The sequence below is a fragment of the Mesotoga sp. UBA6090 genome, from assembly GCF_002435945.1.
GTDB lineage: Bacteria > Thermotogota > Thermotogae > Petrotogales > Kosmotogaceae > Mesotoga.
This window is the reverse complement of sequence record NZ_DIXC01000069.1, coordinates 16,913-42,457: the sequence shown is the minus strand read 5'-3', so window position 1 is coordinate 42,457 and position 25,545 is coordinate 16,913. Positions and strand designations below refer to the sequence as shown.

General features: G+C 47.3%; 22 protein-coding genes. 16 read left to right on the top strand and 6 right to left on the bottom strand.

Going from position 1 to position 25,545, the window contains the following annotated elements:
- Positions 1-136: 136 nt before the first annotated feature.
- Positions 137-1,267 carry an MFS transporter gene (locus tag B3K42_RS11255; RefSeq protein WP_292598831.1) on the bottom strand — a complete coding sequence of 377 codons (1,131 nt, stop codon included), beginning with the start codon at positions 1,265-1,267 and terminating at the stop codon, positions 137-139.
- 71 nt (positions 1,268-1,338) lie between these two features.
- On the opposite strand from B3K42_RS11255, the gene B3K42_RS11250 reads away from it, so the two are divergent.
- On the top strand, positions 1,339-2,265 hold the full coding sequence (locus tag B3K42_RS11250; protein WP_292598829.1) for a glycerophosphodiester phosphodiesterase family protein: 927 nt from the start codon (positions 1,339-1,341) through the stop codon (positions 2,263-2,265).
- 127 nt (positions 2,266-2,392) lie between these two features.
- Here the strand turns inward: B3K42_RS11250 and B3K42_RS11245 are convergent, their stop codons facing one another.
- The gene (locus B3K42_RS11245; RefSeq protein ID WP_292598827.1) at positions 2,393-3,316 is read right to left on the bottom strand and encodes an ABC transporter ATP-binding protein; all 924 of its coding nucleotides are present in this window, start codon (positions 3,314-3,316) and stop codon (positions 2,393-2,395) included.
- A gap of 204 nt (positions 3,317-3,520) precedes the next feature.
- Between B3K42_RS11245 and B3K42_RS11240 the strand changes: the two genes are divergently transcribed.
- The 15 genes from B3K42_RS11240 to surE all read left to right on the top strand — a co-directional run bounded on the left by B3K42_RS11240 (position 3,521) and on the right by surE (position 20,280).
- Positions 3,521-4,726 carry a YgeY family selenium metabolism-linked hydrolase gene (locus tag B3K42_RS11240; protein ID WP_349680973.1) on the top strand — a complete coding sequence of 402 codons (1,206 nt, stop codon included), beginning with the start codon at positions 3,521-3,523 and terminating at the stop codon, positions 4,724-4,726.
- A 16-nt stretch (positions 4,727-4,742) separates the two neighbouring features.
- Positions 4,743-5,732 (top strand): ornithine carbamoyltransferase, encoded by a 990-nt coding sequence (locus B3K42_RS11235; protein ID WP_292598823.1) that lies wholly within the window; start codon positions 4,743-4,745, stop codon positions 5,730-5,732.
- Positions 5,729-7,111: a dihydroorotase gene (locus tag B3K42_RS11230; RefSeq protein WP_292598821.1), complete on the top strand. Its 1,383-nt coding sequence runs from the start codon at positions 5,729-5,731 to the stop codon at positions 7,109-7,111. Before B3K42_RS11235 ends, B3K42_RS11230 begins: the two co-directional genes overlap by 4 nt.
- A complete protein-coding gene (locus B3K42_RS11225) occupies positions 7,102-8,400 on the top strand; it encodes an amidohydrolase family protein (protein ID WP_292598819.1) in 1,299 nt (432 codons plus the stop codon). The genes B3K42_RS11230 and B3K42_RS11225 overlap by 10 nt, the downstream gene beginning before the upstream one ends.
- Before the next feature lie 12 nt (positions 8,401-8,412).
- Positions 8,413-9,492, top strand: coding sequence for a 4Fe-4S binding protein (locus B3K42_RS11220; RefSeq protein ID WP_292598817.1), 1,080 nt, complete (start codon positions 8,413-8,415; stop codon positions 9,490-9,492).
- Positions 9,489-10,721, top strand: coding sequence for a threonine synthase (gene thrC / locus B3K42_RS11215; protein WP_292598815.1), 1,233 nt, complete (start codon positions 9,489-9,491; stop codon positions 10,719-10,721). The genes B3K42_RS11220 and thrC overlap by 4 nt, the downstream gene beginning before the upstream one ends.
- Positions 10,718-11,191: a (2Fe-2S)-binding protein gene (locus tag B3K42_RS11210; protein ID WP_110990286.1), complete on the top strand. Its 474-nt coding sequence runs from the start codon at positions 10,718-10,720 to the stop codon at positions 11,189-11,191. Before thrC ends, B3K42_RS11210 begins: the two co-directional genes overlap by 4 nt.
- The gene (locus tag B3K42_RS11205) at positions 11,184-11,774 is read left to right on the top strand and encodes a nucleotidyltransferase family protein (protein ID WP_110990285.1); all 591 of its coding nucleotides are present in this window, start codon (positions 11,184-11,186) and stop codon (positions 11,772-11,774) included. Before B3K42_RS11210 ends, B3K42_RS11205 begins: the two co-directional genes overlap by 8 nt.
- 32 nt (positions 11,775-11,806) lie before the next feature.
- Positions 11,807-12,643 carry an FAD binding domain-containing protein gene (locus tag B3K42_RS11200; RefSeq protein WP_110990284.1) on the top strand — a complete coding sequence of 279 codons (837 nt, stop codon included), beginning with the start codon at positions 11,807-11,809 and terminating at the stop codon, positions 12,641-12,643.
- Complete coding sequence (locus tag B3K42_RS11195) at positions 12,633-13,469, top strand: FAD binding domain-containing protein (RefSeq protein WP_110990283.1); 837 nt, start codon at positions 12,633-12,635, stop codon at positions 13,467-13,469. The genes B3K42_RS11200 and B3K42_RS11195 overlap by 11 nt, the downstream gene beginning before the upstream one ends.
- A complete protein-coding gene (locus B3K42_RS11190) occupies positions 13,466-13,939 on the top strand; it encodes a (2Fe-2S)-binding protein (RefSeq protein WP_110990282.1) in 474 nt (157 codons plus the stop codon). Before B3K42_RS11195 ends, B3K42_RS11190 begins: the two co-directional genes overlap by 4 nt.
- Positions 13,932-16,244: a xanthine dehydrogenase family protein molybdopterin-binding subunit gene (locus B3K42_RS11185; RefSeq protein WP_110990281.1), complete on the top strand. Its 2,313-nt coding sequence runs from the start codon at positions 13,932-13,934 to the stop codon at positions 16,242-16,244. Before B3K42_RS11190 ends, B3K42_RS11185 begins: the two co-directional genes overlap by 8 nt.
- Position 16,245: 1 nt before the next feature.
- Positions 16,246-17,349 carry a sugar ABC transporter substrate-binding protein gene (locus B3K42_RS11180; protein ID WP_110990280.1) on the top strand — a complete coding sequence of 368 codons (1,104 nt, stop codon included), beginning with the start codon at positions 16,246-16,248 and terminating at the stop codon, positions 17,347-17,349.
- Positions 17,333-19,384, top strand: coding sequence for an ABC transporter permease (locus B3K42_RS11175; RefSeq protein WP_258367218.1), 2,052 nt, complete (start codon positions 17,333-17,335; stop codon positions 19,382-19,384). Before B3K42_RS11180 ends, B3K42_RS11175 begins: the two co-directional genes overlap by 17 nt.
- Before the next feature lie 68 nt (positions 19,385-19,452).
- Positions 19,453-20,280 (top strand): 5'/3'-nucleotidase SurE, encoded by an 828-nt coding sequence (surE, locus tag B3K42_RS11170; protein WP_110990278.1) that lies wholly within the window; start codon positions 19,453-19,455, stop codon positions 20,278-20,280.
- On the opposite strand, the gene B3K42_RS11165 is transcribed toward surE, so the two are convergent.
- From B3K42_RS11165 to B3K42_RS11150, 4 genes are all read right to left on the bottom strand, one after another.
- Complete coding sequence (locus B3K42_RS11165) at positions 20,277-21,644, bottom strand: hypothetical protein (protein ID WP_110990277.1); 1,368 nt, start codon at positions 21,642-21,644, stop codon at positions 20,277-20,279. The two genes, surE and B3K42_RS11165, sit on opposite strands and share 4 nt — an antisense overlap.
- A 166-nt stretch (positions 21,645-21,810) precedes the next feature.
- Positions 21,811-23,118, bottom strand: a complete 1,308-nt coding sequence (locus B3K42_RS11160) for a hypothetical protein (protein WP_110990276.1) — start codon at positions 23,116-23,118, stop codon at positions 21,811-21,813.
- A 16-nt stretch (positions 23,119-23,134) separates the two neighbouring features.
- Positions 23,135-24,433: a hypothetical protein gene (locus B3K42_RS11155; RefSeq protein ID WP_110990275.1), complete on the bottom strand. Its 1,299-nt coding sequence runs from the start codon at positions 24,431-24,433 to the stop codon at positions 23,135-23,137.
- A 24-nt stretch (positions 24,434-24,457) separates the two neighbouring features.
- Positions 24,458-25,540, bottom strand: a complete 1,083-nt coding sequence (locus B3K42_RS11150) for a DUF362 domain-containing protein (RefSeq protein WP_110990274.1) — start codon at positions 25,538-25,540, stop codon at positions 24,458-24,460.
- Positions 25,541-25,545 lie beyond the last annotated feature (5 nt).

The following is a 25,545-nucleotide window of genomic DNA, read 5'->3' as shown; positions in this document are numbered from 1 at the left end:
TCGAAAAAAAGCATCGCTCACAAACTCTTTTGAAAGACTGAACCGTTATTCACTCCAGTGGTTGTTTCCGACTGCCACTTGAAGCAATGAAATACTATTCGGAGAGAGAGTTCGCATTTCCCGGTTCCGATAGGTTTCATCCTGAATCCGGTTCCGATCTTCGAACCGCAAAGTAAACGACCGTCATAATGATTGCGGATAAGAGCCCGACAAATCCAAAGAGCCTGAAGGCAATGAAAACTGAGAATGTATCGATAATTATTCCGCCTCCGATTGACCCCACGATGAATGTTAGTCCCGACCTTACAATCCAGAAGACACTTTGAGCGAAAATCTGTCGCCTGCCGGAAAGTCCATAATGGATGAAGTGAAAAAGGGAGTAATACATTAGAATATATGTCAAACCGTGCAACGATTCCACCAAATAGAGCGCGTAAACGTTTGTCGCAAAGGAGACAAGAATCATCCTGACCCCAATTACTGCCATGCCGAATAGCAGGATCTTCATACTGCCAATTTTCTCGATTATCCTGTCGGCAACCAACAGGAAGGGAATCTCTGAAAGAGCGGTAATTGCGAAGACAATCCCAACGACCGAGGGATCCATGCCGTTCTGCCTTGTGAAGACCGCAATGAAAGAATTATGGAAGGAGTTCAACGTTATTCCAAAAAACATTCCGATAGTCATCATAGAAAATTGAAGAAGGGAACCTGCACCGGTAGAGTTTTCCGGGGCTGCTGTTCTCGATTCGCCGGGCTTTTTCTCTAGAAATATCGGTGAAAAGGCGAGAACAACGGATGTGGCAGCAAATAACCAGAAGAAACTAATCCCGACGAGACTGCTTAACAACAGAGAGGTAGCTGCAAACCCCATCGTGCCAAAAAGCCTCACGCGATCAAAACGGCCCCCAGTTTTCTTGATAATCGTCATTATTATCGAATCACCGAGTGGAACGACTCCCGAAAAGAAGAGAGAGAAGAGGATCATGAAGAGCAAGGATGTCATGAAATCGCTTGCTGCAAATATGGGCCAGATGCATACGGCTGAAGAAAGAGATACGATATAATAGATTCTATTCTGACCCAGTCTAGAGCTGATTTTGAACCACAGAGGACTGGAAACTAGCGAGACGACAGGCAGTACCGCCATCAGTATCCCGATTTCGGTTGAGGAAAAACCCGAGATGTCGAAATATTGACCAAGCAGATTCTTAGTCGCCAGACTCGCATAAATTAGAACTTCAAAGAAGAAAATACTCAGATTCAACGCAATCTCCTCCGCGCAACTGGTGAAAATTATACAACCTGCAATTCAAAAAGACTGAATGGAGTGTGATTATGAGAGTTATCCTGAAATCTATGGCAATTATCGTTCTTCTTTCTATTTCAACGGCGCTTTACGCGAACGCAGAGTTCGATGTGCAGGGCCACCGCGGCTGCAGGGGTCTCATGCCCGAGAATACTATAGCCGCCTTCACCTACGCTCTGAAACTGCCTGTTGACACCATAGAGCTTGACACGGTAGTCACCAAGGACGGTGTCGTGGTGATCAATCATGAAGCGTATCTCAATCCACAGCGGACAAGAAAAGACGGGCAATTCATACTAGAGAAGATTCTCATAAAGGATCTTACTTACGAAGAGCTCAAAGAGTTCGACATTGGAAGGCTTAGCGAACCGGAAGTCTGGCCAGAGCAGACCCAGCTGGATGGACAGCGAGTTCCATCGCTGGAAGAAGTGCTTTCTCTGGTTCATGAATATAACAGTTCACACGAAAAATCGGTTAAGGTGAACATTGAGATCAAACATTTCCCCGATAGGCCTTCAGACACAATCGACCTGACAGAACATGTTCGGAAAGTCCTGGAAATACTTTCTGAAAAAGGCTTTGAGGAGCTAGCAACAATACAGTCCTTCAACTGGGAGGCGCTCAAGATTTCGAAGGAGCTTGAACCCTCAGTTCATACTGTCGCTCTTGTGTCGCAAACTAATCTGGACAAGCCGATCTGGACTGCCGGTCTGAGATTGAGAAACTTCGGATTCGACATCGGAAGAATGCTGGTCAGCATCGGCTGCAGTGTAATTTCACCCAGTTACTCGTTGATGACTGACGGCTGGGTGGAGAGCGCTCATCAATCCGGTTTAAAGATTGTTCCCTGGACTGTCAATGATCCCCAGGAGATGGAAAGATTGATTGATCTTGGCGTTGACGGGATCATTACCGATTATCCCGATAGGCTTATTGAGCTGCTTTCGAAGCGATAGAAAAGCCTTTCTCTTTGAGAAAGGCCTCTCATAAAAACGTTTTACACATCACCATTATTTATTATACATCATTTTGCCGATAATTGGCTCAAATCACACTTAACAAAGGCAAAGATGCGACGGCAGATTACAGATCGAAAAACCTGGTGATTCTAATGAAGATCGAGTCCATGTCCCTGCACTCAATTGGCAGCATCAAAGTGACGTCTTCTCCTTCTAACTTCCCGTTGCAGATGATTCGCTTCGAATCGTAGGGTCCGCAATGTTCTGGAGTGAACTCCTCACCCTCGCCGTCCACTTGGACGTCCTGAGGTCTAAATGCTCTTCCACCAACTCTGTTGATTCCCATGACAGAGAAGAGCTCCATGACAAAGAGAGAATCCGGTTCATCATAGATCTCCGTCGGAGAACCTTGTCGCACTATGGTTCCGAGATCCATAATGTAAACTCTATCTGTAATGGCCATTGCATCTTCCGGGTCGTTCAACACTATAAGAACGGACTCTCCTAACGCCATCAGTAGTCTCTTGATCATCAGCCTCAGCTCAGTTCTAATCTTTTTGTCGAGTCTCTCGAACGGTTCATCCAGCATTATAATATTGAACTTCTTCACCGTCTCTCTCGCAAATGCGGTAAGCTTCTTCATTCCTGCCGGGAGTTCCTTCGGCCAATGGTCAAGGTAGTGAGACAGGCCATCAAGCTCTCCTGCCCTTTTACTGACCTTGGCATCGGCCTCCCTGTCCTTCATCACCGAGAGTGGAAATGCAATGTTATCGTGGGTATCCATATGAGGAAACAAAGCGTTATCTTGAAACACAAATGCGAGTCCCCGTAGATGCGGTTCCAGAAAGGTCACATCTTCCTCGTTAATCGCCACTTTTCCAGAGAGCGGCTCTTGGAGTCCGGCAATAGTTCTTAATAATAGCGTTTTGCCGCAGCCTGAAGGTCCTATAAGACCTACAATCTCCCCTTTTTCCACAGAGAGATCGATAGGCCCGAGATCGAACTTTCCGATCTTACTGGTCAGATTCTTCACGTCGAGAGTTTTCATACAATCACCCCCAAGATGATTATATCTTCCGAGCACATCAAAGCGCTTCATCCCAAGACTCCCTTACCTGTATGCCCTCGTACTTGCCCACTGCCCTTTGAGAACCGGAACGAGTCGAGCTATACTATTACTAAAGCGTTAGCCGGTTCTTGTGTTGCTTTTCTTACAATATGCAAGAAGTTATAATGAAGAAAATACGAATGCATGGGAGTGACAAAAGTGTCGAGAGATCTTCTTACCAAGGCTGAGACATACCGCGAGGAACTAACCAAATTTCTTGGAGACCTTGTAAGTATAAAGAGTTTCTCCGCCGGCGAAAGAGAAGTGGTCCAGAGAATTCGAAAAGAGATGGAGAAGGTTGGATTCGATGAAGTTAGGATAGATGGACTGGGGAATATTCTGGGCAGAATCGGATCCGGCAAGAGAGTGATTGCAATGGACGCCCACATCGATACCGTCGAGGTTGGAAACGAGAAGCTCTGGAAAGTAGATCCCTTCGGAGGAGTGGTCTCTGACGGAGTAATCTACGGAAGGGGAGCTTCCGATCAGAAAGCCGGAATGGCGGCAATGGTCTATGGAGCCAGGATAATGAAAGAAGAGGGGCTTCTGGGAGACTTCACTCTCTACGTTACAGGGACGGTAATGGAAGAGGACTGCGACGGTCTCTGCTGGAGATACATAATCAAGGAAGACGGCATAAGACCGGATTATGTCGTCATTACCGAACCGACAAACTTGAACATATACAGGGGGCACAGGGGAAGAATGGAGCTGCAAGTGAGAACCTCGGGACTCTCCTGTCACGCGAGTGCTCCCGAGCGCGGGATTAACGCAATCTACAAGATGAGCCGAATCATTGCAGAAATCGAGAGATTAAATGAAAGGCTCACGGACGATTTCTTCCTGGGAAAGGGAACGATAGCGGTAACACAGATATTCTTCAAATCCCCTTCGCAGAACGCCGTTGCCGACGAGTGCACTATTCAGCTCGACAGGAGGCTTACAGCCGGAGAGACAAAAGAGACGGTTATCAGAGAGCTGCAAGAGGTCATTCAAATGGCCGGAGAAGAGGCGGAAATTGTCGAACTCTTCTATGAAAGGCCTTCCTATACGGGAACCGTTTATCCCGTCGAGAAGTACTTCCCAACGTGGGTAATGGAAGAGGACAGCGAAATAGTTCTAAAGACCGTAAACACCTACAGAGAAGTCTTCGGTGAGGAGCCTTTCATTGACAAGTGGACATTCTCAACTAATGGAATCGCAACCGCCGGTGTTTTCTCGATCCCAACAATTGGATTTGGCCCAGCAAATGAGATCTTCGCACACAGTCCAGACGATCAATGTCCTGTCGATCATCTGGTAAGGGCGGCGGCAATGTATGCCCTTCTTCCATTAAGGCTTTCACAATAGATTAGGAGGTAACAAGATGAGTAGCATTCTGAGAGGCAAAGACTTCATTACTACGCAGGATTTCAGAAGAACGGAAATTGACCTTATGCTCGATCTGTCTGCTGATCTGAAGAGAAGATTCGCAACGAATGATCCCACACCTTTGCTTCCCTATCAGACGGTATTCTTGATGTTTTTCGATCAATCCACGAGAACTCGAAATTCGATGGAAGCGGGAATAACCCAGCTTGGTGGTCATGCTCACTATCTAGATCCTTCAACGATGCAAACGGCTCATGGAGAGGTTCCGCGAGACACGGCCATGATTCTTTCGAGATACGGCCACGCTATTGCCGTCAGGCACTGCAAGTTCAAGGCGGGGAATCCTTACCTGAGATCTCTTGCCGAACATGCAGATGTCCCAGTTCTCAATCTCCAGGATGACGTCTATCATCCTATGCAGGTTATGGCAGATATGATGACAATTCGAGAAAGATTCGGGACAAACTTGAACGGTCTTAAAGTCGCAATAACCTGGGCCTACGCCGAGAGCCATCTCAAGCCTCTTTCCGTTCCGCAGTCTCAGATTCTTCTCTTCACTAGATACGGTATGGACGTGAAGTTAGCATATCCGAAAGGCTTCGATTTGATGCCCGACATAGTTGATCAGGCAAGACTTAACGCAGAAGAGAGTGGGGCCAAGTTCGACATACTTCACGACATGGATGAGGCATTCAAAGATGCAGATATTGTGATTCCGAAGTCATGGGGAGGATTTTATGTATCGGATGATCCTCAGGAGATCATGACGGAGGTGAGGAAGAATAAAGACTGGATTTGCACCCCTGAGAGAATGAAGCTGGCAAACAAGAGAGCGGTCTACATGCACGCGCTTCCAGCCGATCGAGGACGCGAAGTCGTTGATGAAGTGATCGACGGTCCGCAATCAATCGTAATAGACGAGGCTGAAAACAGACTTCACACCTCCAAGGCGGTCATGGCTCTCACAATGGGTGGAAGACCGTGAGTTTCGACCTCGCCCTTGAAAATGGAACTGTCTGTACCGGTGACAGGCTTTTTCCTGCAAATGTCTATGTGACGGGCGAGGAAGTCGCAGTAATATCTTCAATCAGAGAAAAGTTCCCCGCAAGGGAAACCCTGGACTGTTCGGGGTTGTTTTTGCTTCCAGGGTTTATCGATCCCCATGTGCATCTCAGTCTCAATCTTGGAAGATACACTTCCGTCGATGATTTCGATTCGGGATCGGCTCTTGCCCTTAGCGGGGGAGTCACTACCCTGATAGATTTTCTCGATCCCGTCTCCAGTCTTTCAGACTTTGAGAAAGCGAAGAAGAGTCGGATGCAGACGGCAGCAGACAGCAGGATAGATTATGCTTTTCACGTCACGCTTGCCGGGAGTCCAGGATTCTCTGCAGAAGAGATAGCGGAGGCGGCGATAGAGGCCAGGATGCCATCAATAAAGATCTTCACAACTTATAGTTCCTCAAGTCGCAGAACGGGCGACGGGATGATTTACAGATTGCTTTCGCTTTCAAGGAAACTCGGATTCGTGTTGCTGGCCCATTCGGAAAACGACGAGATAATCAACGAAATCTCTTCTGATTACACAAGCCCGACCTTCAGAGAGCTCTCGTCTCTCAGGCCCACCATAAGCGAGCTGTCCGAAGTCGCCAAGCTCGCATTGCTTTCGCTCGATAGAAAGGGGCAGCTATATGTGGTTCATGTTTCGAGCGGAGAGACCATAAGAGCGCTATCTTCAATGGGTGTCGACTGGAGAGATTTCACAAAACTCGAGACCTGTCCACAATATCTTCTTCTGAACAACGAACCGCTTGAAGGAGAAGAAGGGTACCTCAACACTTACTGTCCCCCGCCCAGGAGCGAGAATGAGCGTCTGCTATTGGTTTCTGCTCTGCAAAGGGGCGAGATATCCTCGATTGGCACGGACCACTGCCCCTTCCTCGTTCAGGAAAAATCTGAGAATCGAGCCGATTATTCGAAAATGCCAAACGGCTCGGGATCGCTGGGGCTTTCATTTGCCGCGCTAAACACCTTGCTCAATGGGAATCTTGTGAAAGTCTCTGCCCTTCTTTCCGAGAATCCCGCCAGGATATTCGGTCTCTTTCCAAAAAGAGGTCTACTGGCTCCCGGCAGCATGGCCAATATTGCAGTGGTTGACAGAGATGCGGAGATTACAGCATCGAAGTCGCCGTTCACCAGGTCAGACCATTCGCTGTATGAGGGAATGAAGCTCAAGGGCTCCGTTGAAACGGTAATCCACAAGGGAAAGATCGCCTTCAGGGATGGCGATGTGCTGCTTCCAAAGGCTTCAGGACGCTTTATCCAACGGGGAAGAGTACGCTGGGGGGAAGGTTCATGCAGATAAACGGTGTTTCGATCTTCACAAATGACGGAGAGTTCATCGAAAGAGGGTACGTGAGAGTTGAAAATGGAGAGATTGTGAAAGTCTCTCCCGGCGATTGTAAGTATGACGGCGAGAATCTGTATTTCGAGGGCAGACTGCTGATGCCGTCGCTGGTAAATGCGCATACTCACATTTACTCGACTTTCTCAAGGGGATTGAAAGTGTCACCCTTCAATCCCTCGTCGTTCACCAAACTACTGGAGGACTTGTGGTGGCGACTGGATAAAGCGTTGACTCATGAAGATCTGGAACTCTCTGCATATGTCGCCGCTATCGAATCTCTGAAAGGAGGAGTGACGTCGCTCTTTGACCACAATTCCTCCCCGAATGCTATTGAGGGCTCTCTTGAGAAGATCTCCTCTGCAGTAAATGCTGTCGGCCTCAGATATTGCGGAGCTTATGAAGTCTCCGATCGAGACGGAATCGAACGACGAGACGGGGGAATACGCGAAAATCTCGATTTTAGCAGAGTGAACACTGCCTATAAGAAAGGGATCTTCGGCTTTCACGCTTCTTTCACTCTTTCGAAGGAAACTCTCTCTTTGGCCTCGAAGGAGATAGCCGGAAGGCTTCCAATACACGTTCATGTGGCCGAGGGCCCCGAGGATCAGGAACACACATTTAGCCTTTACGACCAGAGAATACTGGAGCGGTTTCACAGAGCCGGGCTCATGATTCAGAACTCGCTGTATGCGCATTGCATTCACACGACGGCATCTGAAAGGGCTCTCATAAAAGACACGAAAGGCTATATAGTGGTCAACTGCCAGTCGAATATCAACAACGGTGTGGGCTTCCCCGAATGGAAGAAGTTCAACGATGAAGGCACGAACTTGCTGATGGGAAACGATGGTTACGGCTTCAACCTCTGTCACGATGCAAGATTCATGATTCTCTGCCCCCACTATGTTTATCGTGATCCGGCAGCGAGCTATTCGGGCGATCTCACCCGTTCGCTTTTTGGCTCTAATTACGATCTAGCAACGAGTGCATTCGGTGTGAATCTCGGGACAATCCGGGAAGGAAGCTCTGCAGACTTCATAATTCTGAACTACCGCAGCCCAACGGAGATCACTGCAGAAAACTTTATGGATCACTTCTTCTTTGGAATCTGCGACAACATTTCGGTAAGCGACGCATTCGTGGGTGGAGAGAGAATACTCGCGGAAGGAAGACCTGTAAGAATAGATGAAGAGGACATATACAAAGAGGCGCGAAGACTATACAAAGCTTTTGAGAAGAGGTTCTGAGGAGGTGCTGAGATGAATCTTTCGACAGAAGTGGCCGGGATTTTTCTGAAGAATCCATTGATGCCTGCTTCCGGTCCGCTCACAGGAGATCACAGAAAGATGCGCGCCATCGAGATGATGGGAGTCGGGGCAATGGTGACCAAAACCATATCCACCGTTGCCGCGAAGGTCCCGAGACCCTGCATAATCGCAGAAAGGGATTTCGTAGTGAACACGGAATTATGGAGCGAGTTCTCTCCCGACAGATGGCTTGAGGAGTTCCTCCCAGAGTACAAGAAGCATTCCAGTCTTCCACTGATAATTAGTCTCGGCTACTCACCTGAAGATCTGAGAAAGCTTGTTCCATTATTCTCAGAATTTGCAGATGGTTTTGAGTTGTCGACTCATTACGTTGCAGATGATCCGGCTCTAATGAAGGAATTGATCTCGGCCGTCAAAGAAGGAACTGACAAGCCGGTCTTTCTCAAGTTCGACCCTTCGGTGCCAGATCCCGCCGAGATGGCCGGAGCGGTCCAGGAGTCCGGTGGCGACGGGATCGTTGCCATAAACTCACTTGGTCCGGTTTATCCCTTCGATCGAAAAGCCAATCGTTCTTTGATGGGAAGCGGGGATGGCTTCGGCTGGATAAGCGGTCCAGTGATCAAGAAGCTTTCCCTCTCATCCGTAAGGAGAATTCGCGAGGGCTGTTCTCTGCCGATAATAGGGGTCGGTGGCGTTGCAAGCGCAGATGATGTCATTGACTTTCTCTCTTGCGGCGCATCGGCAGTGCAGATGCTTTCTGGAGCTCTGATAAAAGGCAAAGAGCTCTACAAAAGGATAGTAGACGCTCTTCCGTCGGCTCTCGAAAAGAGAGGATTCGAGAGTGTGAAAGATGCGATCGACTCTGCAGAAAGACAGAAAGAGTCCTTTGAAGTGAGAAATCCGGTAATCGATTATGAGAGATGTACGAGATGCGAGCTGTGTGTTGCGGTTTGCCCTTACTTTGCACTGAGGCTGGATGAAAAGGTGGAAGTGGATACGGCTGAGTGCTTCGGTTGCGGGCTGTGCGAATCACGTTGCCCCGTTGGCGCGATCGGCGGTGTCCTGACTTGAGAAAATACATTCTAAAGTGCATCAGTTGCGGCAAGGAATTCAAGGAAGATGAAGTTGATTACTACTGCCCCGATTGCGGTGAGAGAAGGGGAACACTGGAAGTCGTTTATAATTTCGAGCAGGTGAGAAAGCAATACAGATCCAGTTCATTATCGCTTCACAGAAAGGGAATCTGGGCTTTTGACTTTCTGCTACCCTTTGAAGAAGAGGTCGATCCTCCGGAGCTTCTAGTTGGAAACACGCCGCTGTATAGAAGCGATTCTCTTGCGAGAAAGTATGGCGTGGCCGAGCTGTTTGTAAAGGACGACGGAAGAAACCCGACGGCCTCTTTCAAAGACAGAGCGAGCGCAGTCGCAGTGGCCAAGGCTAAAGCGAAGGGATTCGACACGATCTTCTGTGCCTCAACTGGGAACGCAGCAAGTTCTCTGTCCGGGCTTTCTGCCGTGGCAGGTATGAAGAGCGTGATATTTGTGCCAGCAACGGCCCCGACAGCAAAGATTACTCAGCTCCAGGTTTACGGCTCGAAGATTCTGGCAATTGATGCGAGTTACGACAGGGTATTCGATCTCTCAATGGAGATTGGAATGTCAATGGGCTGGTATTGTAGAAACAGCGCAATAAATCCATATCTTCTCGAAGGAAAAAAGACTTGCGCGCTTGAGCTTGCCTTTGAGATGCGGGATAATCTCCCGGATTTCGTTTTTGTTTCGGTAGGAGATGGAACTGTGCTTTCAAGTTTTTACAAGGGATTTGATGATCTCATCAAACTCGGTCTCATAAGCAAAATGCCGACCATGGTAGGAGTACAGGCAGAGGGCTCCGCGGCGATTATGAAAACCTACGAACGGGGCTATCCCTTCGACCCGGTCGATTTCGAGGCATCGACGGTTGCCGACAGCATCTGTGTTGGAAAACCTAGAGATGTCGTGAAGGCCTGTCGCTACACCAAAGCACATGACGGTCTCTTTTTATCTGTTTCAGACAGCCAAATTCTTCGAGGTATAATTGAACTTGCAAGGGAGACAGGTGTATTCGCCGAGCCGGCCGGAGCGGCAGCATTTGCCGGCTTCAGAAAGGCGAGAGAAATCGGGATTGTCGACGAACGAAGCAGGATTCTGGTCGTCGTTACGGGCAATGGCTTGAAAGATCTCAAGAATGTGTCGGCTGTTCTTCCCGAAGTAAAGACCCTCCCTCCGGAGAAAGATGTTATTGAGGAGGCACTTAGATGAAGATCACCTTCACACTTAACGATGAGACTATAACGATGGACATTAAGGAAGATATCAGGTTGCTGGATTTCTTACGTGACGAACTTGGGCTCACCGGGACAAAGGAAGGTTGTGGCGAAGGAGAGTGTGGAGCCTGCACCGTAATAATCGACGGCAAAGCAGTCAATTCCTGTCTCGTTCTTCTTCCAGAGATAGACTGTTCCAAGATCACAACGATCGAAGGGCTCTCTAAGAATGGCGAGCTAGACCCCATTCAGAAGGCCTTCATTGACGAAGGAGCAGTTCAGTGCGGATTCTGCACGCCGGGAATGATTATGTCAACGAAGGCGCTCCTCGACAGGAAGGTCAATCCAAGCGATGAAGAGATAATGGAAGCGATAGAGGGAAACCTCTGCAGATGTACCGGCTACTACAAGATACTTCAGGCAATAAGAACGGCAGCTGAGAACCTAAGGAAAGCAAATGAATAGTGAATCGGTTGCACTGATACTTCTTGCGGCCGGAGAATCCAGTCGTTTCAGCGGTGAGAAGTTGCTGACGGATTTCAGGGGAAAACCTCTTCTACAATGGTCGCTCGACAATTTTGAAAGCGTCGTTGCTCTGGACAAGATTCTGGTCCTGAAGCCGGGCTTCGAAATTGAGAAATTCAAGATTGGTGCGTTCAGAACGGTTGTCAACGAGAACTATTCAAGCGGTATCTCGACAAGCATAATTAGGGGCATGGAAGAGTGTCCCCAAAGCATTGAAGGAATCGTCTTGTTGCTTGCAGATATGCCTTTGATTACCGGAGAAGACGTCGAATGTCTTCTCCATTCCGTAAGACCAGAAGATGAAATGGTCTCCTTCGTTTTTCAGGGTAAGAAAGGCTTTCCGACATTCATATCGAAGAAGCTGTTCCCTGAACTGTCCAGAATTTCCGGTGATCAGGGTGCCTATCAGCTGGTGAAAAGAAACTTGGCATCGATTCGCGAAATTGAGGGCGGAGGACACAATGTCTTTGACATTGATGTTCCGGAGAAGATAGTTCAGTCAGACCACGATTATTCTTTTTAGATAGCGAGAGAGGATTTTGGAGGTGAAGTGAGATGTCGTTTAGGGTTTTTATGCCGACCAGTGAGGAGGAGCTCCAAACACTCCTTTCTGAGAGAAGCTGCATTCTTGCCGGCGGCACCGACCTGCTGGTGAAGATAAGGTTGAAGAGAGTAATCCCAGATAGGGTGATAAGCCTGAGGCATCTCAAGGGGTTTGATACCATAGAAGACCTGGGTGACTCGCTTAGAGTAGGCTGTAAGGTCACCATGTCCGAACTTCTGAACAACGATGCGATTATTAAGCACGGCAAAATACTGGAGATGGCTTTAAGAGAGATTGGAAGTCCACAGATCAGAAACCGGGCCACACTGGTTGGAAACATTGTCAACGCTTCTCCCGCGGGCGATTCGATAGTTTCTATGTTGCTTTCCAATGCAAGCCTGTCGATAGGTGGCCCAACAGGAGAGAGAGTCGAAAGGATTAGCGATTTCATTAAAGGCCCGGGATTGACATCTCTTGCAAATGGAGAATTCGTCAAGTCCATAACGTTCGAAAAGACCGGAGCTTTCTTTCCTCAGTTCCACAAAGTCGGCCAGAGGAACGCAATGGCAATTGCAGTAGCTTCCGTAGGATCTCTAATCTCCGAATCGGAGATCAGGATGGCCTTCGGATCGGTCGCTCCCGTAGTTGTCGTTCCCGTCGAAGCCTGCGAGTACTATTCGAGATCTGGAGAGGCCTTTGACGAAGACAGGTTCATCGAGCTCGCAATGAAATACGTCACACCGATCGATGATGTTCGTGCAAGCTCGTGGTATAGAACTACCGTGATCAAAAATCTCATTTCGAGAACCTTAAAAGTCTGGAGAAAGAGGGGATATGATGCTGACTAACGTAAGTGAGTACTTCAGACCGCAGACCGTTGAAGAGGCATACGAACTCATGCAGAGCGACAGAGAACATTCGATATTCCTTTCCGGAGGGACTATTGTGGCTTTGATGGAGTCATCGCGCATCGAAAAAGTCATCGATCTGAAATCGCTCAGACTTGACACGGTCTCTGTGACCGAAGACGAGATTGTCGTTGGCGCAACGACAACCGTTGAGTCCTTCAGGAAGGACCCGCTAATAAGAAAGGAGTTCGGAGAGTTCTTCTATGAGGCTTTATCTCTCGTTGGTTCATGGCAAATCAGGAATATGGCTACTATCGGAGGGTCTATAGCCCCAAAACTAGGATGGTCGGACGTAAGCACCTGCCTCCTGGTCACAGGCTCGAGCCTTATGGTCTACGGAGTAGACGGCTATCAAAGAATGCTGATATCCGATTTCTTTTCCCTCCCTGCAGGCGAAAAGCCGTTGATAACTCACGTAATATTGAAGAGAGACGGCTGGTTTTCGGCCTTTGAAAAATTCTCTAAAACTACCTTCGACATTGCGACCGTCAATGTCGGTCTTTCAATCAGGCCAGAGCAGGGCAGAATAAAAGCCGCCAGAGTTGTATGCGGATCGAGACCGCAGTACCCGGCGAGGTTCGAAACCGTCGAGAGCGCCATGGTTGATTTGGAGATAAATGATGTCATGCCTTCGATCGTAAGGAGTCTTCTCTTCGAGAGTTTTGTTGGAGGGTCTAATATGACTGCTTCCTTCGAATACAGAAAGCACCTTGCGTCAGTCCTTGCTCAGAGAGCTGCCGAAAAGCTGAAGGGGATGATTGAATGAGAATAGCATTCACTGTGAACCGAAGACTTCATGAGCTCGAAATCGAGCCCGGGGAATATCTCCTCGAAGTTCTCAGAAGAATCGGCTACAAGAGCGTGAGAAGGAGCTGTGGTTCGGCGAGCTGCGGCACTTGCACAGTTCTCCTGAACGGAAAACCGATACTCTCTTGCTCTACTTTCGCCGCTTCTGTAGATGGGCAAAACATTGAGACGGTTGAAGGAATGGCAGATGGCGATAAGCTCCATCCAATTCAAGAAGCGATTCTTGAGGAAGGAGCCGCCCAGTGCGGATACTGTATTCCCGGTGTTGTTATGACCGGCGAAGCTCTACTGAGAGAAAATCCCGATCCGACCGATGAAGACATCCGGCTCGCTTTGAACGGCAACTTATGCAGATGCACGGGATATGAACCTCAGAATAGAGCGATAAAGAAGGCGGCCGGAGTAATGAGAGGTGAAACCGATGAGTGAGCAATTCATAACGGTAGGAAGGCCAGAGAAGAAAGTCGACGGTCTGGCGCTCGTCAGGGGAAAACCGGTATACACTCCTGACTACGATGCGCCTGACGCTCTTGTCGTGAAGCTTTTACGCTCTCCACATGCCCACGCGCTAATCAAGAGCATTGATACCGGACAGGCCGAGGCGATTCACGATGTAGTGGGCGTCTTCACATTCAAAGATGTCGAAAGAATACCCTTCACAAGGGCAGGTCAGGGATATCCGGAGCCCTCACCCTACGATACGTATCTTCTGGACAGCAAGGTAAGATACGTTGGAGACGTGGTGGCGGTTGTGGCTGCGAAAAGCGAAAAGGCTGCAAGAGAGGCTATGAAGAATATCAAAGTCGAATATGAAATCCTCGATCCGGTCTTCGATATGAGAGAGGCCTCGAAAGAGGGGGCTCCAGTAATTCATGATGAGGACGATTGTTCGGGTGTCTTCGATAAATCAAGAAACATAGCCGCGCACTTTGTGATGGATATTGGAGATGTAGAGAAAACTCTGGAAAGCTGTGATTTCGTAGTAAGGAAGACCTATCACGTAGATACACAGCTTCATGCAGCACTTGAGCCACACAATGCTCTGACTTACTTCGACTCGGTTGGCAGACTTACCGTCGTTTCTTCAACTCAGGTGCCATTTCATTGTAGGAGAATTCTTTCCCGCATATTGAAAAAGCCAATTGCGGATATCCGCGTGATAAAACCGAGAATCGGCGGAGGCTTTGGAGGCAAGCAGTCTATTATCGTTGAACCTTATGCGGCTCTTGTAACTATCAAGACAGGCATGCCTGCAAGAATCGTCTACGGCAGAGAAGAGGTCTCAATGGGAACCAATATTCGCCACGAGATGAGTTTCGACGTTGCCGTCGGCGCAACGAAGGAAGGGAAGATCAGAGCCGTATCTCTGCAAGGCATATCGAACACCGGCGCCTATGGAGAACACTGTCTCACTACCTTCATGGTCGCCGGTTCAAAGACACTGCCGCTTTACAACAAGGTGGACGCCGTTCATTTCGGCGGCGACATAGTATACACAAACCTTCCTCCCGCGGGGGCATATAGAGGGTATGGAGCGCCCCAGGGACTTTTCCCGCTTGATTGCGCGATCGACGAACTGGCCCACGAAATGAAAATGGATCCGCTGAAGCTCAAAGAGATGAACTCCATAAGGGAGGGCGAGACCTCTCCTATATTCGAAATCATGGGTGAAGGAAGAGAAGGGGTCCCGCAGATCATGAGGAGCTGTAAGCTTCAGGAATGCATCGATCTCGGAAAAAAGGCAATCGACTGGGATAGCAAACGGGGAAAGAAGACGAGAAACGGAACGAAGGTTCGTGGCGTGGGCTGCGCCCTGGCAATGCAAGGCTCGGGAATCCCGAAAATCGACATGGGGGCGGCGACCATCAAGATGAATGAAGACGGTTCATTCAATCTACTTGTGGGAGCAACGGACCTCGGCACTGGAAGCGACACCATTCTCGGTCAGATAGCCGCCGAGGTCCTAACCGTTCCTCTGGAGAAAATCGTCGTATATTCCTCGGATACGGACCTTACTCCTTTTGATGTTGGTGCATACGCCTCGAGCACCACATACGTTTCTGGAAACGCCGTCAGGCTTGCTGCAGAGAAGGTAAAGGAAAAGGTACTTGATCTTGCGTCCGAGTATCTGGAAAAGGATCGATCGGAACTTACACTTGAATCCGGAGTGGTACGCGGGAAAGACGGTTCTTCCGTATCGCTATCGGAACTCTGTACAATGCACATGTACACGTTCAACCAGCAGCAGATTTCCGAGTCGGCATCCTATGTCGGTGAAGAGTCTCCCCCGCCATTCGCGGCAAGTTTCGCCGAGGTTGAAGTCGACACAGACACCGGTAAGATCACCCTGATCAATTACGTCTCCTACGCCGATTGCGGCCTTGCGTTAAATCCAGTCCAGGCAGTGGGTCAGCTTGAAGGAGCCTCGATGCAGGGTATCGGATGGGCTCTATACGAAGACATAATATACGCAAAGAACGGAAGAATGCTGACAAATGATTTCTTCACCTACAAAGTCCCTTCGAGGATGGATTACGGAAAGCTTACCTGCGGACTCGTAGACAGCTACGAACCGACGGGCCCCTTTGGGGCGAAGAGCATCGGCGAAATCGGAATAGACACGCCGATTCCGGCAATAGCCAACGCGATTTTCGACGCTACCGGCATCCGCCTGCGGCATGCACCATTTAAGAGTGAACGAGTTCTCTTCGAGATATTGAGTATGGAGGTGTGAAATGAAAAAGTTGCTTGCATCTGCTTTTGTTGTTTTGCTCTGTTCGGCAGCCTTAAGCATAACTTTCTGGGTGAGCTGGGAAGGCGAGGCCTTCTACAGAAAGGCTGCAGACGATTTCTATAACCAGACTGGCATACCTGTCGAGATCGTTTACTTCCCCAAGATCGAGGAAAAGCTGAACATCAGTCTGAAGACAGGTGATCTGCCCGATGCCGCTTTGATAAAAGATACTTATGTCGGAGATGTTGCCTCTTCAAACATGAGCCTCCCTATTCCTGGAGATGCGCTTAAAGACTACCCGGAAAGATATCTGAATCCATTTATCTGGAATGGTGTTGTCGGAGCAGTTCCCTACTATGCTGACAGCCAGGTTGCCTTCGTCAATCTCGACGCGTTTGAACAAGCCGGGTTGAGTCTCGAAGAAAGACTTGACTTCTCTCAATTCGGACTGATAAAAGAAAGGCTCGCCGGCGTTGTCGATTATCCGATAGCATTCGATTTCACATCTCCTTACATAATGTTTCCGTACGTTTCGGCCCTGCATTCCGAGGAAGAGATGCAGAATCTTCTTCTGGGATCTCACGGGAGTATAGAAGCTGTATCGAAGGTTAAGAAGTATTTCGACGAGGGGACAATCTCGAGACTAGAGAGAGCTGCAATGAACGGCCTTTTCAGACAGGGAAAAATCGGGATAATGCTCCAGGGAAGTTACATGGCCGAGAAATTCAGAGAGAAGGGGCCAAGGTTCGCAATGCTGCCCTTTCCCGATCTCGAGGGCATAGAGATCAAAGGCGTAATAGACTCGAAGGGCTTTGCTCTTTTCAATGGCGAAACTCGCGACCAGTGTTTGAGTTTCATAAACTTCCTTAACGAGCACAGCAAGGAGTTTTTCCTTCAATGCGACAAATACCCGCTCTTTGGTTCCGACTGGCTTCCCGAAATGGAAGAGATTATTGGGAAAGGAAGATTTATGCCCAATCGTCCTGGGTACCAATCCCTTTTGTTCGAAGCCCTGGAGCCAGCTTTGCAGGCTATATATAGTGGTGCTATGACAGTCGATCAGGCCCTCGAAGGCGCGCAGTCGTATATTGAATCTGTTTGGTGACATGTCGGTTGTAATACCGATCTTCTTTGCCATGGGTCTGCTTCCCTTCATTTTGAGAAGAAAGTGGCCCATGGCGCTCCCGGTAGCTTTTATTCTGTCAATCGCTACAATTGCGCCGATAGCGTGGGCTCTCTATGTCTCTTTCACAGAATATGGAGTTTTCCAAACGGCTCCGGTCTTTGCCGGTCTGAAGAACTACGAAGTAGTGATTCGAGATTCCGGCTTCAAGCTTTCCCTAAGACTCACGGCTTTGTGGTCGACTCTTAAGACGACACTGGAGATCGCGATATCCTTTTTCATTGCACTCAGGCTGAGAAAGGCGACAAGACGCAGTAAGGCGGCTCTTCTTCTACTGGGGGTCGGCTGGTTCATACCTTCCTTCATAACCGTTTCCGGATGGAGGGCCTTTGTTCAGGGATACGGAGGGTACTCTTTGTTGAATACTCTCCTTGGCACAAGTATTGACGTAACTCTCAACCCTCTGCACGCATTCTCCTCTTCTCTACTTGTAAGTGTGTGGCTTTCTATACCTCTTTCAACCATGGTGATTCTCGGAATGCTTGGCAAAGTTTCCAAGGAACTGGATGATGTAATGAAGATAGACGGCGCGGGAGATCTCGCGACTTCTTCCATTCTGTTTGGACAGATAAGGTATCTATTGATCCCATATTTTTTGTTTCAACTTGCGAGATCGATGAAAGAGTTCACCTCAGTCTTCCTTATGACAGGAAACGGTCCTTTGCTTCCTGAGGGGTTCACTCCTCACACCCTGACCGGCTCAACTACGTTTCTCGGAATCGTGCTTTTCAGGAAATTCAGTACTGCGAAGGATTATGGACTTCTCTCTGCTTACGCGGTATTCGTCGGAGTCTTCGCGCTGATATGGATCCTGGGTGCGCTCTTTTCTAGAGGGGAAGTGCCTAGAAGACACAGACAGGTTCTTTATCTAAGTAGCGCCGCTCATGTTGTACTGGGGCTTTTCGTAGGCTGGAACTGGCTTATTTTACCGGTTGTCGTAGGATACTCGATCCTGCCGCTAATAATCCCTCGCTTCAGGAAGCCTTTCAGACGGTTAGTGGGGGTTCTGTTGATATACGAAGTCGTCGTTTTTGTTCTGAGTATCGTTCAAGAAGGCATTAGTGGTGTCATACCTGCCACTCTTCTGAGCGTGCCGATGATCCTTTTGTCAATTAGATACAGGCTCCCTAACTTCGATTTTACCGTTCCTGGGTGGCTTAAGAGAGCGCTTCTCATAATCTGCCTTGTTCCTACCGCAGTAGTTGTGCTATACATTTGTTATCTCTCTTTCGCTTCAGATTCAGACATTCTGCCTTTTCAAAGCGAACTGACCCTTGCAAACTATGGCAGAGTGATCTCAGACGGACTACTGGGAAACATATTCAATACTTTGAAGATCGCTTTCTGGGCTTTTGCTGTGGTACTTCTGGCCGGAGTTCCCTTTTCCTATCTCTTCTCTTTGAAGAGGAATTTGTTTGTGAAGGCTATCGCTTCGTTGATTCTCTTTGGAAGCCTCTATACGGGAATGCATACGTTGCTCCCGATGTACTTCGTATTCGACAAGCTTGGTCTGGTGAACAACTTGTTCGGAGTTGGCATGGTCGTATGTATCCAGGCATTGCCACTAACGATTCTTTTGCTTGGCGGCTTTTTTTCAACTGTCCCAAGAGAGCTCAGGGAAGTCTCTCTGCTTGAGGGACTGTCGGAAACCGGCTACTTGTTGAGAGTTCTTATTCCCCTCTCATTGCCGATAATCGGCGGACTACTGACTTATATTCTCGTATCATCATTTAATTCCTTCTCCATGCCATTAATCCTCCTTAACAGCCAGGAGCTTATGCCTTTCTCTCTCAAGATCTATAGCTACGTTGGAGAGGTTAGGAGCTTCTACACCTCCTGGAATCTCTTTGGAGCCGCCTCAACAATCGGGATAATTCCACTGCTCCTATTCTTCAGAAGCTCATTAAAACTTATTTACAGTTCGAATCTCCGGGATCAGGGAATAGAGTACGATTGAATCCTCAAATCCGAAGGCCAGGAAAGAATTGGAAATCTACGTTACAATATGAATGGTGGTGAATTCTTTTGAAAATACTTTTGACTAACGATGATGGAATCCAGGCGACTGGAATAAGGTCTCTTGCAAAGAGACTCTCAAGGTCTCACGAAGTAACGATATTTGCACCCGAGAGCAATCGAAGTGGGGTAAGTCATTCGATAACCTGGTTGACTCCAGTGAGGATACGGGAAACAAATACTATAGAGAATGTTTCCTCGTTCTGTACCAGCGGGACACCGGCCGACTGTGTTATTGCCGCAACTACAATCAAGGGCATCAACAGCTTCGACCTCGTTGTAAGCGGAATCAATCACGGCCAGAATCTTGGCGTTGACATAAGATATTCCGGTACGCTCTCTGCCGCACTTGAAGCGAGAATTCAGGGTATACCGGCCATAGCAATCTCCATTGTCAGCGAGGAGAATGCAGACTTTGTCGCCGCAGCAGACTTTTCTGAGAATTTCGTGAGAGAGTACAACTGGAACAAGCTGCCGAGGCATACCGTTCTTAACGTTAACGTGCCTGCGATACCCAGAGACAAGATCCGGGGAATCAGTTGCACGAGACCGGGAGGTCTTATTAAAAGGCGCTGGTTCGAGAAAAAAGTCAACGAATGGGGTGAAGAGGAGTTCTGGATGCAAAAAGAGATCCTTCACGATTCTCACGATGAAGACCTAGACTTTGTGAATGTCAACAAGGGCTTCATCTCTGTAAGCCCGATCGACTTCTTTGGCTCATGTGACGCAGACTTCAAATTTACTCTCGAAGAGGACCTAAGGCGTTTTTCAAGTCATTGGCTCAACAATAGCAATGCCGGCGATTATCTTGCAGGAATTGCTGAAGGCAAAACCTAGAAGTCTATAGAAGTAGAAAAGCCCACACTGAGATCATATTTGACAGATTCACGGAGATGGATTTTCGCTCTTGCTAGCAGGACTAGCTTTGGATTCACAAGATACCTAGCTTGAGCAGATATCACAAATTCATGTGAGATAGGCATCACAAGTCCATACCAATTTTCGTTGTAGGGGAAAGCGTATTCCGAGTCTATGTCTATAGTACCTTTTCTGAGACACTCCATCATAACATCTAGTTTCATAATCGAATTCTCGTATTCAGCACCCACCAAACCCAAAGTTGCATCTGGTCCATACGGAAAGCCAAAGAATCCATTGACTACTCCTAGTTCCTCAATCCAAAGCGGATTCACAAATCTGCCTTCTTTTTCCTTTCTGTTGTACACATAAGTTGTTGAGTGATAGTACTCAAATCTAAGTTTTAGACCTCCACCTCGCAAAAGAGAGCTTTTCCTTACTGAATAATCTGCTTCCATCATGCGGGGACCTAAGAATTCGTCTCCTTCAAGGAGACTAATCACTCCTCCTACCAACCAACCAAATGCATTTGGGTTTGATTCAGTAGAGTTGCTCTCAACTCCAGTTATCAAGTCGTCAAGTGCGAACTCCCCGTAACCAAGGACATTGCCTATGCTCATCTCCATTCTAACTGCACCCATTATGTTTGAGCCTATCTGATAGGCGTTGTGGTGCAGAATGAAAGGAGCAAGGTCCTCCAAATCAGGATATGCACCGTGTACAAGGTTTTGCTCCAGCACAGATATGAGAACATTTTCGTTGAGGATCTGAATTGTGTGTCCTATGAGTGTCCTCGGGACATTATAGATGCTCCTATCAGAAGTAATCGCGTAGAATCCGTACGACAAGTCTCCGAGAACACTTCCTGTTGTCAGATTGATCCACAAATGATCAAAATAAGGAAACCTCTCCGATAAAATGAAGCTATAGAAAGAACTTCCATAGGCGATTTTCCTTCTTCCCAGAGAGAAAGAAAGTACATCCTCGTTCATTTCCAAGAAACCAACTCTCGGGAAATTGAGATCAATAGTCGGAAGAATATAGCCTTCAGTATAAGGGAGGTTGCTCTTCCCTCCTGTTTTCAGAAACGTTGATGGAACCTGTCTAATATCAAAACGTAGCACCAATTCGCACTTTGGGAGACTCATTTCTATTGAGAAGTCTGCAAACGGCGGCATAGACAAGTATCTTTCGAATTCTCTCATTGTAGCCTTGTTACAGTCAACCAGAAGAGGCATGTTATTCACTGAAAGAACAGGTGAAAAAGAAAATCGGAATTCTGACCAAGAAACGCCTATAATCGGAAACAAGAGCAAAATAAGAAGCATTGATTTATTTCTCATAACCTCCACCTTCAATCACCACATAGGTTGCTCGAAAATAAGCATGCTCGTAACCCGATAGTTCTTCTAATTAAAGCAAATTAAGATTACAGGTTCTAAACGATGCAGATACTTCTGAAGAGCACGACAGGATCTTCCAAAATGCGAATCCAACATCTTTGCCTTCTCACGCTTCGCCTCCTCTATCTATTTCAGGCTCAGTTCTGTGAGTCAGATCTTCGATTCCCTTCACAACAAAAGGCAAACAATACACTAAGACGGGTAAGAGAAGCCTTGCTTCTGACGTCCGACCGATCATGAAGTTCATAAAGATGAAAGGTACTACCCACAGCCAAGTTGATTTGTAGAACGGAATCTTGCAAGCAAAAGGAGTAAAAACAGACGGAATCGAAAGCAGTATGACTGGATAAACTAGAGACCAGATGTTGTTAAGGTTAAAATCATATTGAAAGAAATTCAGATAGTATTGAGCTTCAGGAAATAGTACTTTAGACAGCACTGCCGTGAAGCCCAGTGGAATCATTACTAACACTGCTATCTTAAGCCAAGTATGAAGTTTCTTCAAATTCGGCTTGTTCGACATTTGAAACAAGGAGTAAATGACTGCGATGAATAAAGCGTGGTCTGTTCTAGCAGTGCATGCTAGCAGAACCAATGAAATCATTGTTACGAAAGAGCTCCTTCTAACGATTGCAATCAAGGAACCTGTAAAAAGCGACAGCGAGAACATTGTTTCCGCCTGAAGAAAATCCTGAGTCGCAAACGGCAAGAGACCAGCAAATAGAAGAACTGCCATTAGAGATGAAGAAGGGCCTGCAAAGTTCTCAGCGAAGAAATACAACAGGATGAAGAAGACAATGGAAAAAAAGAATCTAGCCGTCACATGCCCATAGTAGATCCTGCTTTCATCACTGGAGTCTATCAAGTAATTCTTGAGTTCTTCAGGGATGTGACTCCCGATGGTAAGAAGCAACCTAGCCGGATCCATTGCATACTCTTCGATTTTGAGAGACTGAATGTTTGCTTTCACGATGTTCTTGACTAGTTGATTCTCGCCAAACACAGAAGACAGTAGCTTGTCAACATTCTCATTCATCGCATCCAGGATGGACATCCGCTCTTCCACAGAGAAGAACAAATCGAAGCTCCTGCGGAACTCTTCATCCCAAGCTTCTTCTTCCAAGAGCAATCTTGACAAATACTGATTGTTGATGTCATACCACTTCAGAGGTATGTTTTTGAAGAAATACTCAATCAAATAGTAGACTCCGAACCGAAATTGATCAGGTGCAACGCTCTTTCCTGCAATTACATCTCTGTGACAGGTTACACGTGAGTACCTTGAATATGTCAGAAGTCTACTATCTGTAGTCCATACGGTCATCGATGCAAAAACATAGGAGAGAATCACGATCAACAAAAATACCATAAGTAGCCACTTTCTTCTTGATGAAAGAGCTCCATTACCTCTCATAGATAACTAACTCCTCTCATATTGCCTCATCACAGTTTCTTGTTGCATCAACAATTCCGACGATTGTCAGCGGGATAAAATAGACCAAGACTGGTAAGAAGAGTCTTACATCAAAAGTTTTCCCCACTGCAAAGTTGAGAACCGTAAAGGGTATAACCCATTTCCATGTCTTCCTATACCATTCAATCTCTCTCAACTTGAATGAAAAGACAAGCGGGATACATAAGAAGATCAAAGGAAAGATCCAAGACCAGATGAATGAGAAATTGAACGCAAACTGAAAAACATCAACGTAGTACTCTGCATCAGGATATACAATGTTTTTCAGCAACAATGTAGCTATGACCGGGATGCCGAGAAGTACTATTCCATGGACAAGTGTCGAGATCTTTCTTACTCTCAATGCATCAAGCCCGTAAAGAAGACAGAATATAGCTGAAATGAAGAGAGCATGATCTGGTCTCGCTGTACATCCCAAAATAACTAGCAGAGTAAGCATAATTCCTGTTCTGTGTCTGAGCATAGCTAGTAATGATGCTGTGAAAATACAGACCGAGTACAGAGCTTCAGCCTGAAGGAACTCCTGAGTTACGAAGGGAAGAATCGCGGCAAACGCAAACATAGAAAAGATGGATAAGGGTCGACTTACGAAACACCGAGCATAGAAATATATAAGAATGTAGAGAAGTGCACTGAAAAAGAACCTGGAATTAAAATAGCCGTTCATGATTCTTGTTTCATCGCTGTCTGGATCAAGGTAAGCTCTTATGTCTGAAGGAAGCAAGTCACCTATTAGCAACGCAGTGCGCTTTACATCAGATACATAATTCTGCCATCCTAGCTCACCCACAACACCTTTGAGCAGATTCTGCGCCAAGACACTGTCCTTGAACAAGTCTTTCAATATACTGTCTATAGAATTGTTGATAGAAGCTATCAGTTCTTGCTTGTCTTCGTCAGTATACATGTAATTAGCGCTCTTCATTATTTCCGGCGTCCAAGCAGCGTCTTTGGTCAGGAGATTTGAGAGGTTCTCGTTATAGTTATCAAACCACTTTAGAGGAAGATACTTAAAAAAGTGCTCAACAAGCATGAAACCGCCTATTCGATATTGCTCGGGTGCAGTGCCCCTTCCCGACACGAGATCTCTGTGTATACTGACTCTCGAATACCTCGAGATGGTCAGAAATCTGCTATCGGTAGTCCATATAGTAACGGAAGTGAATATGTATCCGAGAATTAGCGCAACAAAGAGTACAATGAATGACATTCTCAGTCTACTTGACCCAGAAAAAGGCTGTGATTCCGATTTCATAAATACCTCCCATGCTGCTGTCAGTTAGTAACTATCCCACAAACGGCCCCAGGGACTCTCTTTCTTCCACTCCTCGAATATCTTGACACCATGCTTCTTCCACCAGTACTTGTCATGATAAGTGTCCGAAGCGGCCACAAAGATTTTCACAAGCGGCGTATGGAAGAAAAGTTTCTGAAAGACCTTCAACGGACTGAACCAGAGCAGATCTCCGACTCTGCTCGCAAAGTTGTCTCCCACATGGAATTTCAAGTTGACACCGGAAATGTCGTCTCCGACAAGTTCTATGTTCTCTGGCCTTCCATTTCCGAGCTCCTCCTCATCGGCCAGCCTTATGTATTTCAAGTCCATCGGATTGAAGCCCATCAACTTTGCCGCGACGGCATCTATTGCCACCTGATCTTCGCTGGCCAGTATGTAGTCTGCCTTCACAGGAATCACTGTCCTAGGTCCCGGCCCATTTCCTGCTGTCGTGCCGTCCATGAAAGCGAACAGACCCGAATGTATCTCCTTCTGTATCTTCAGCAAGTCAACCAGTGTCTCGTGTATCCATGAGTGGGTGTAATGCCTCTTCACGTTGAGAAGACCGCCGAATGCGTTTTTCATTGCGCCTGTGGTAGTCGTATAGATGTGGCACTTCATCGTCGGAAGCTGAACGATATTTTTTCCGAAAAAGTAGTCCGGCAGTCGAAGTCCTTCAGGATATATCTTCGGAAGTATTCTCAGCTTGCTCTTAGGCGTGTATTCTACCCATGACATATTTTCCGGTTCGAAGTTGTAGAGGATCGGGATACCATACTTCTCGTAGACGATATCATACTTGTTCTGCTTTTCTCCGTACTTCGGTCTCGTGACAACGGTTTTGTTCTCCACGGCCACTATTTCGCCGAAGCCCTCTTCCTTCAGAGCGAGTACCGCCCCCTCGAGCTGCCATGGCGTACTATTTGCGCCGGGCATTGGAAGGTGCCAGGATATGTTATCTTTCAAGATTGTAGTGGCGCTTCCGTCCATGGCCTCTTTCATTCCGGCCAGTTTTGCAAGCCTTCTATAGTCGTCGAGAACTCTCTCCGGACTCGTCTTTATAACTGCAACTTTCGTCTTCTTCATTTTAA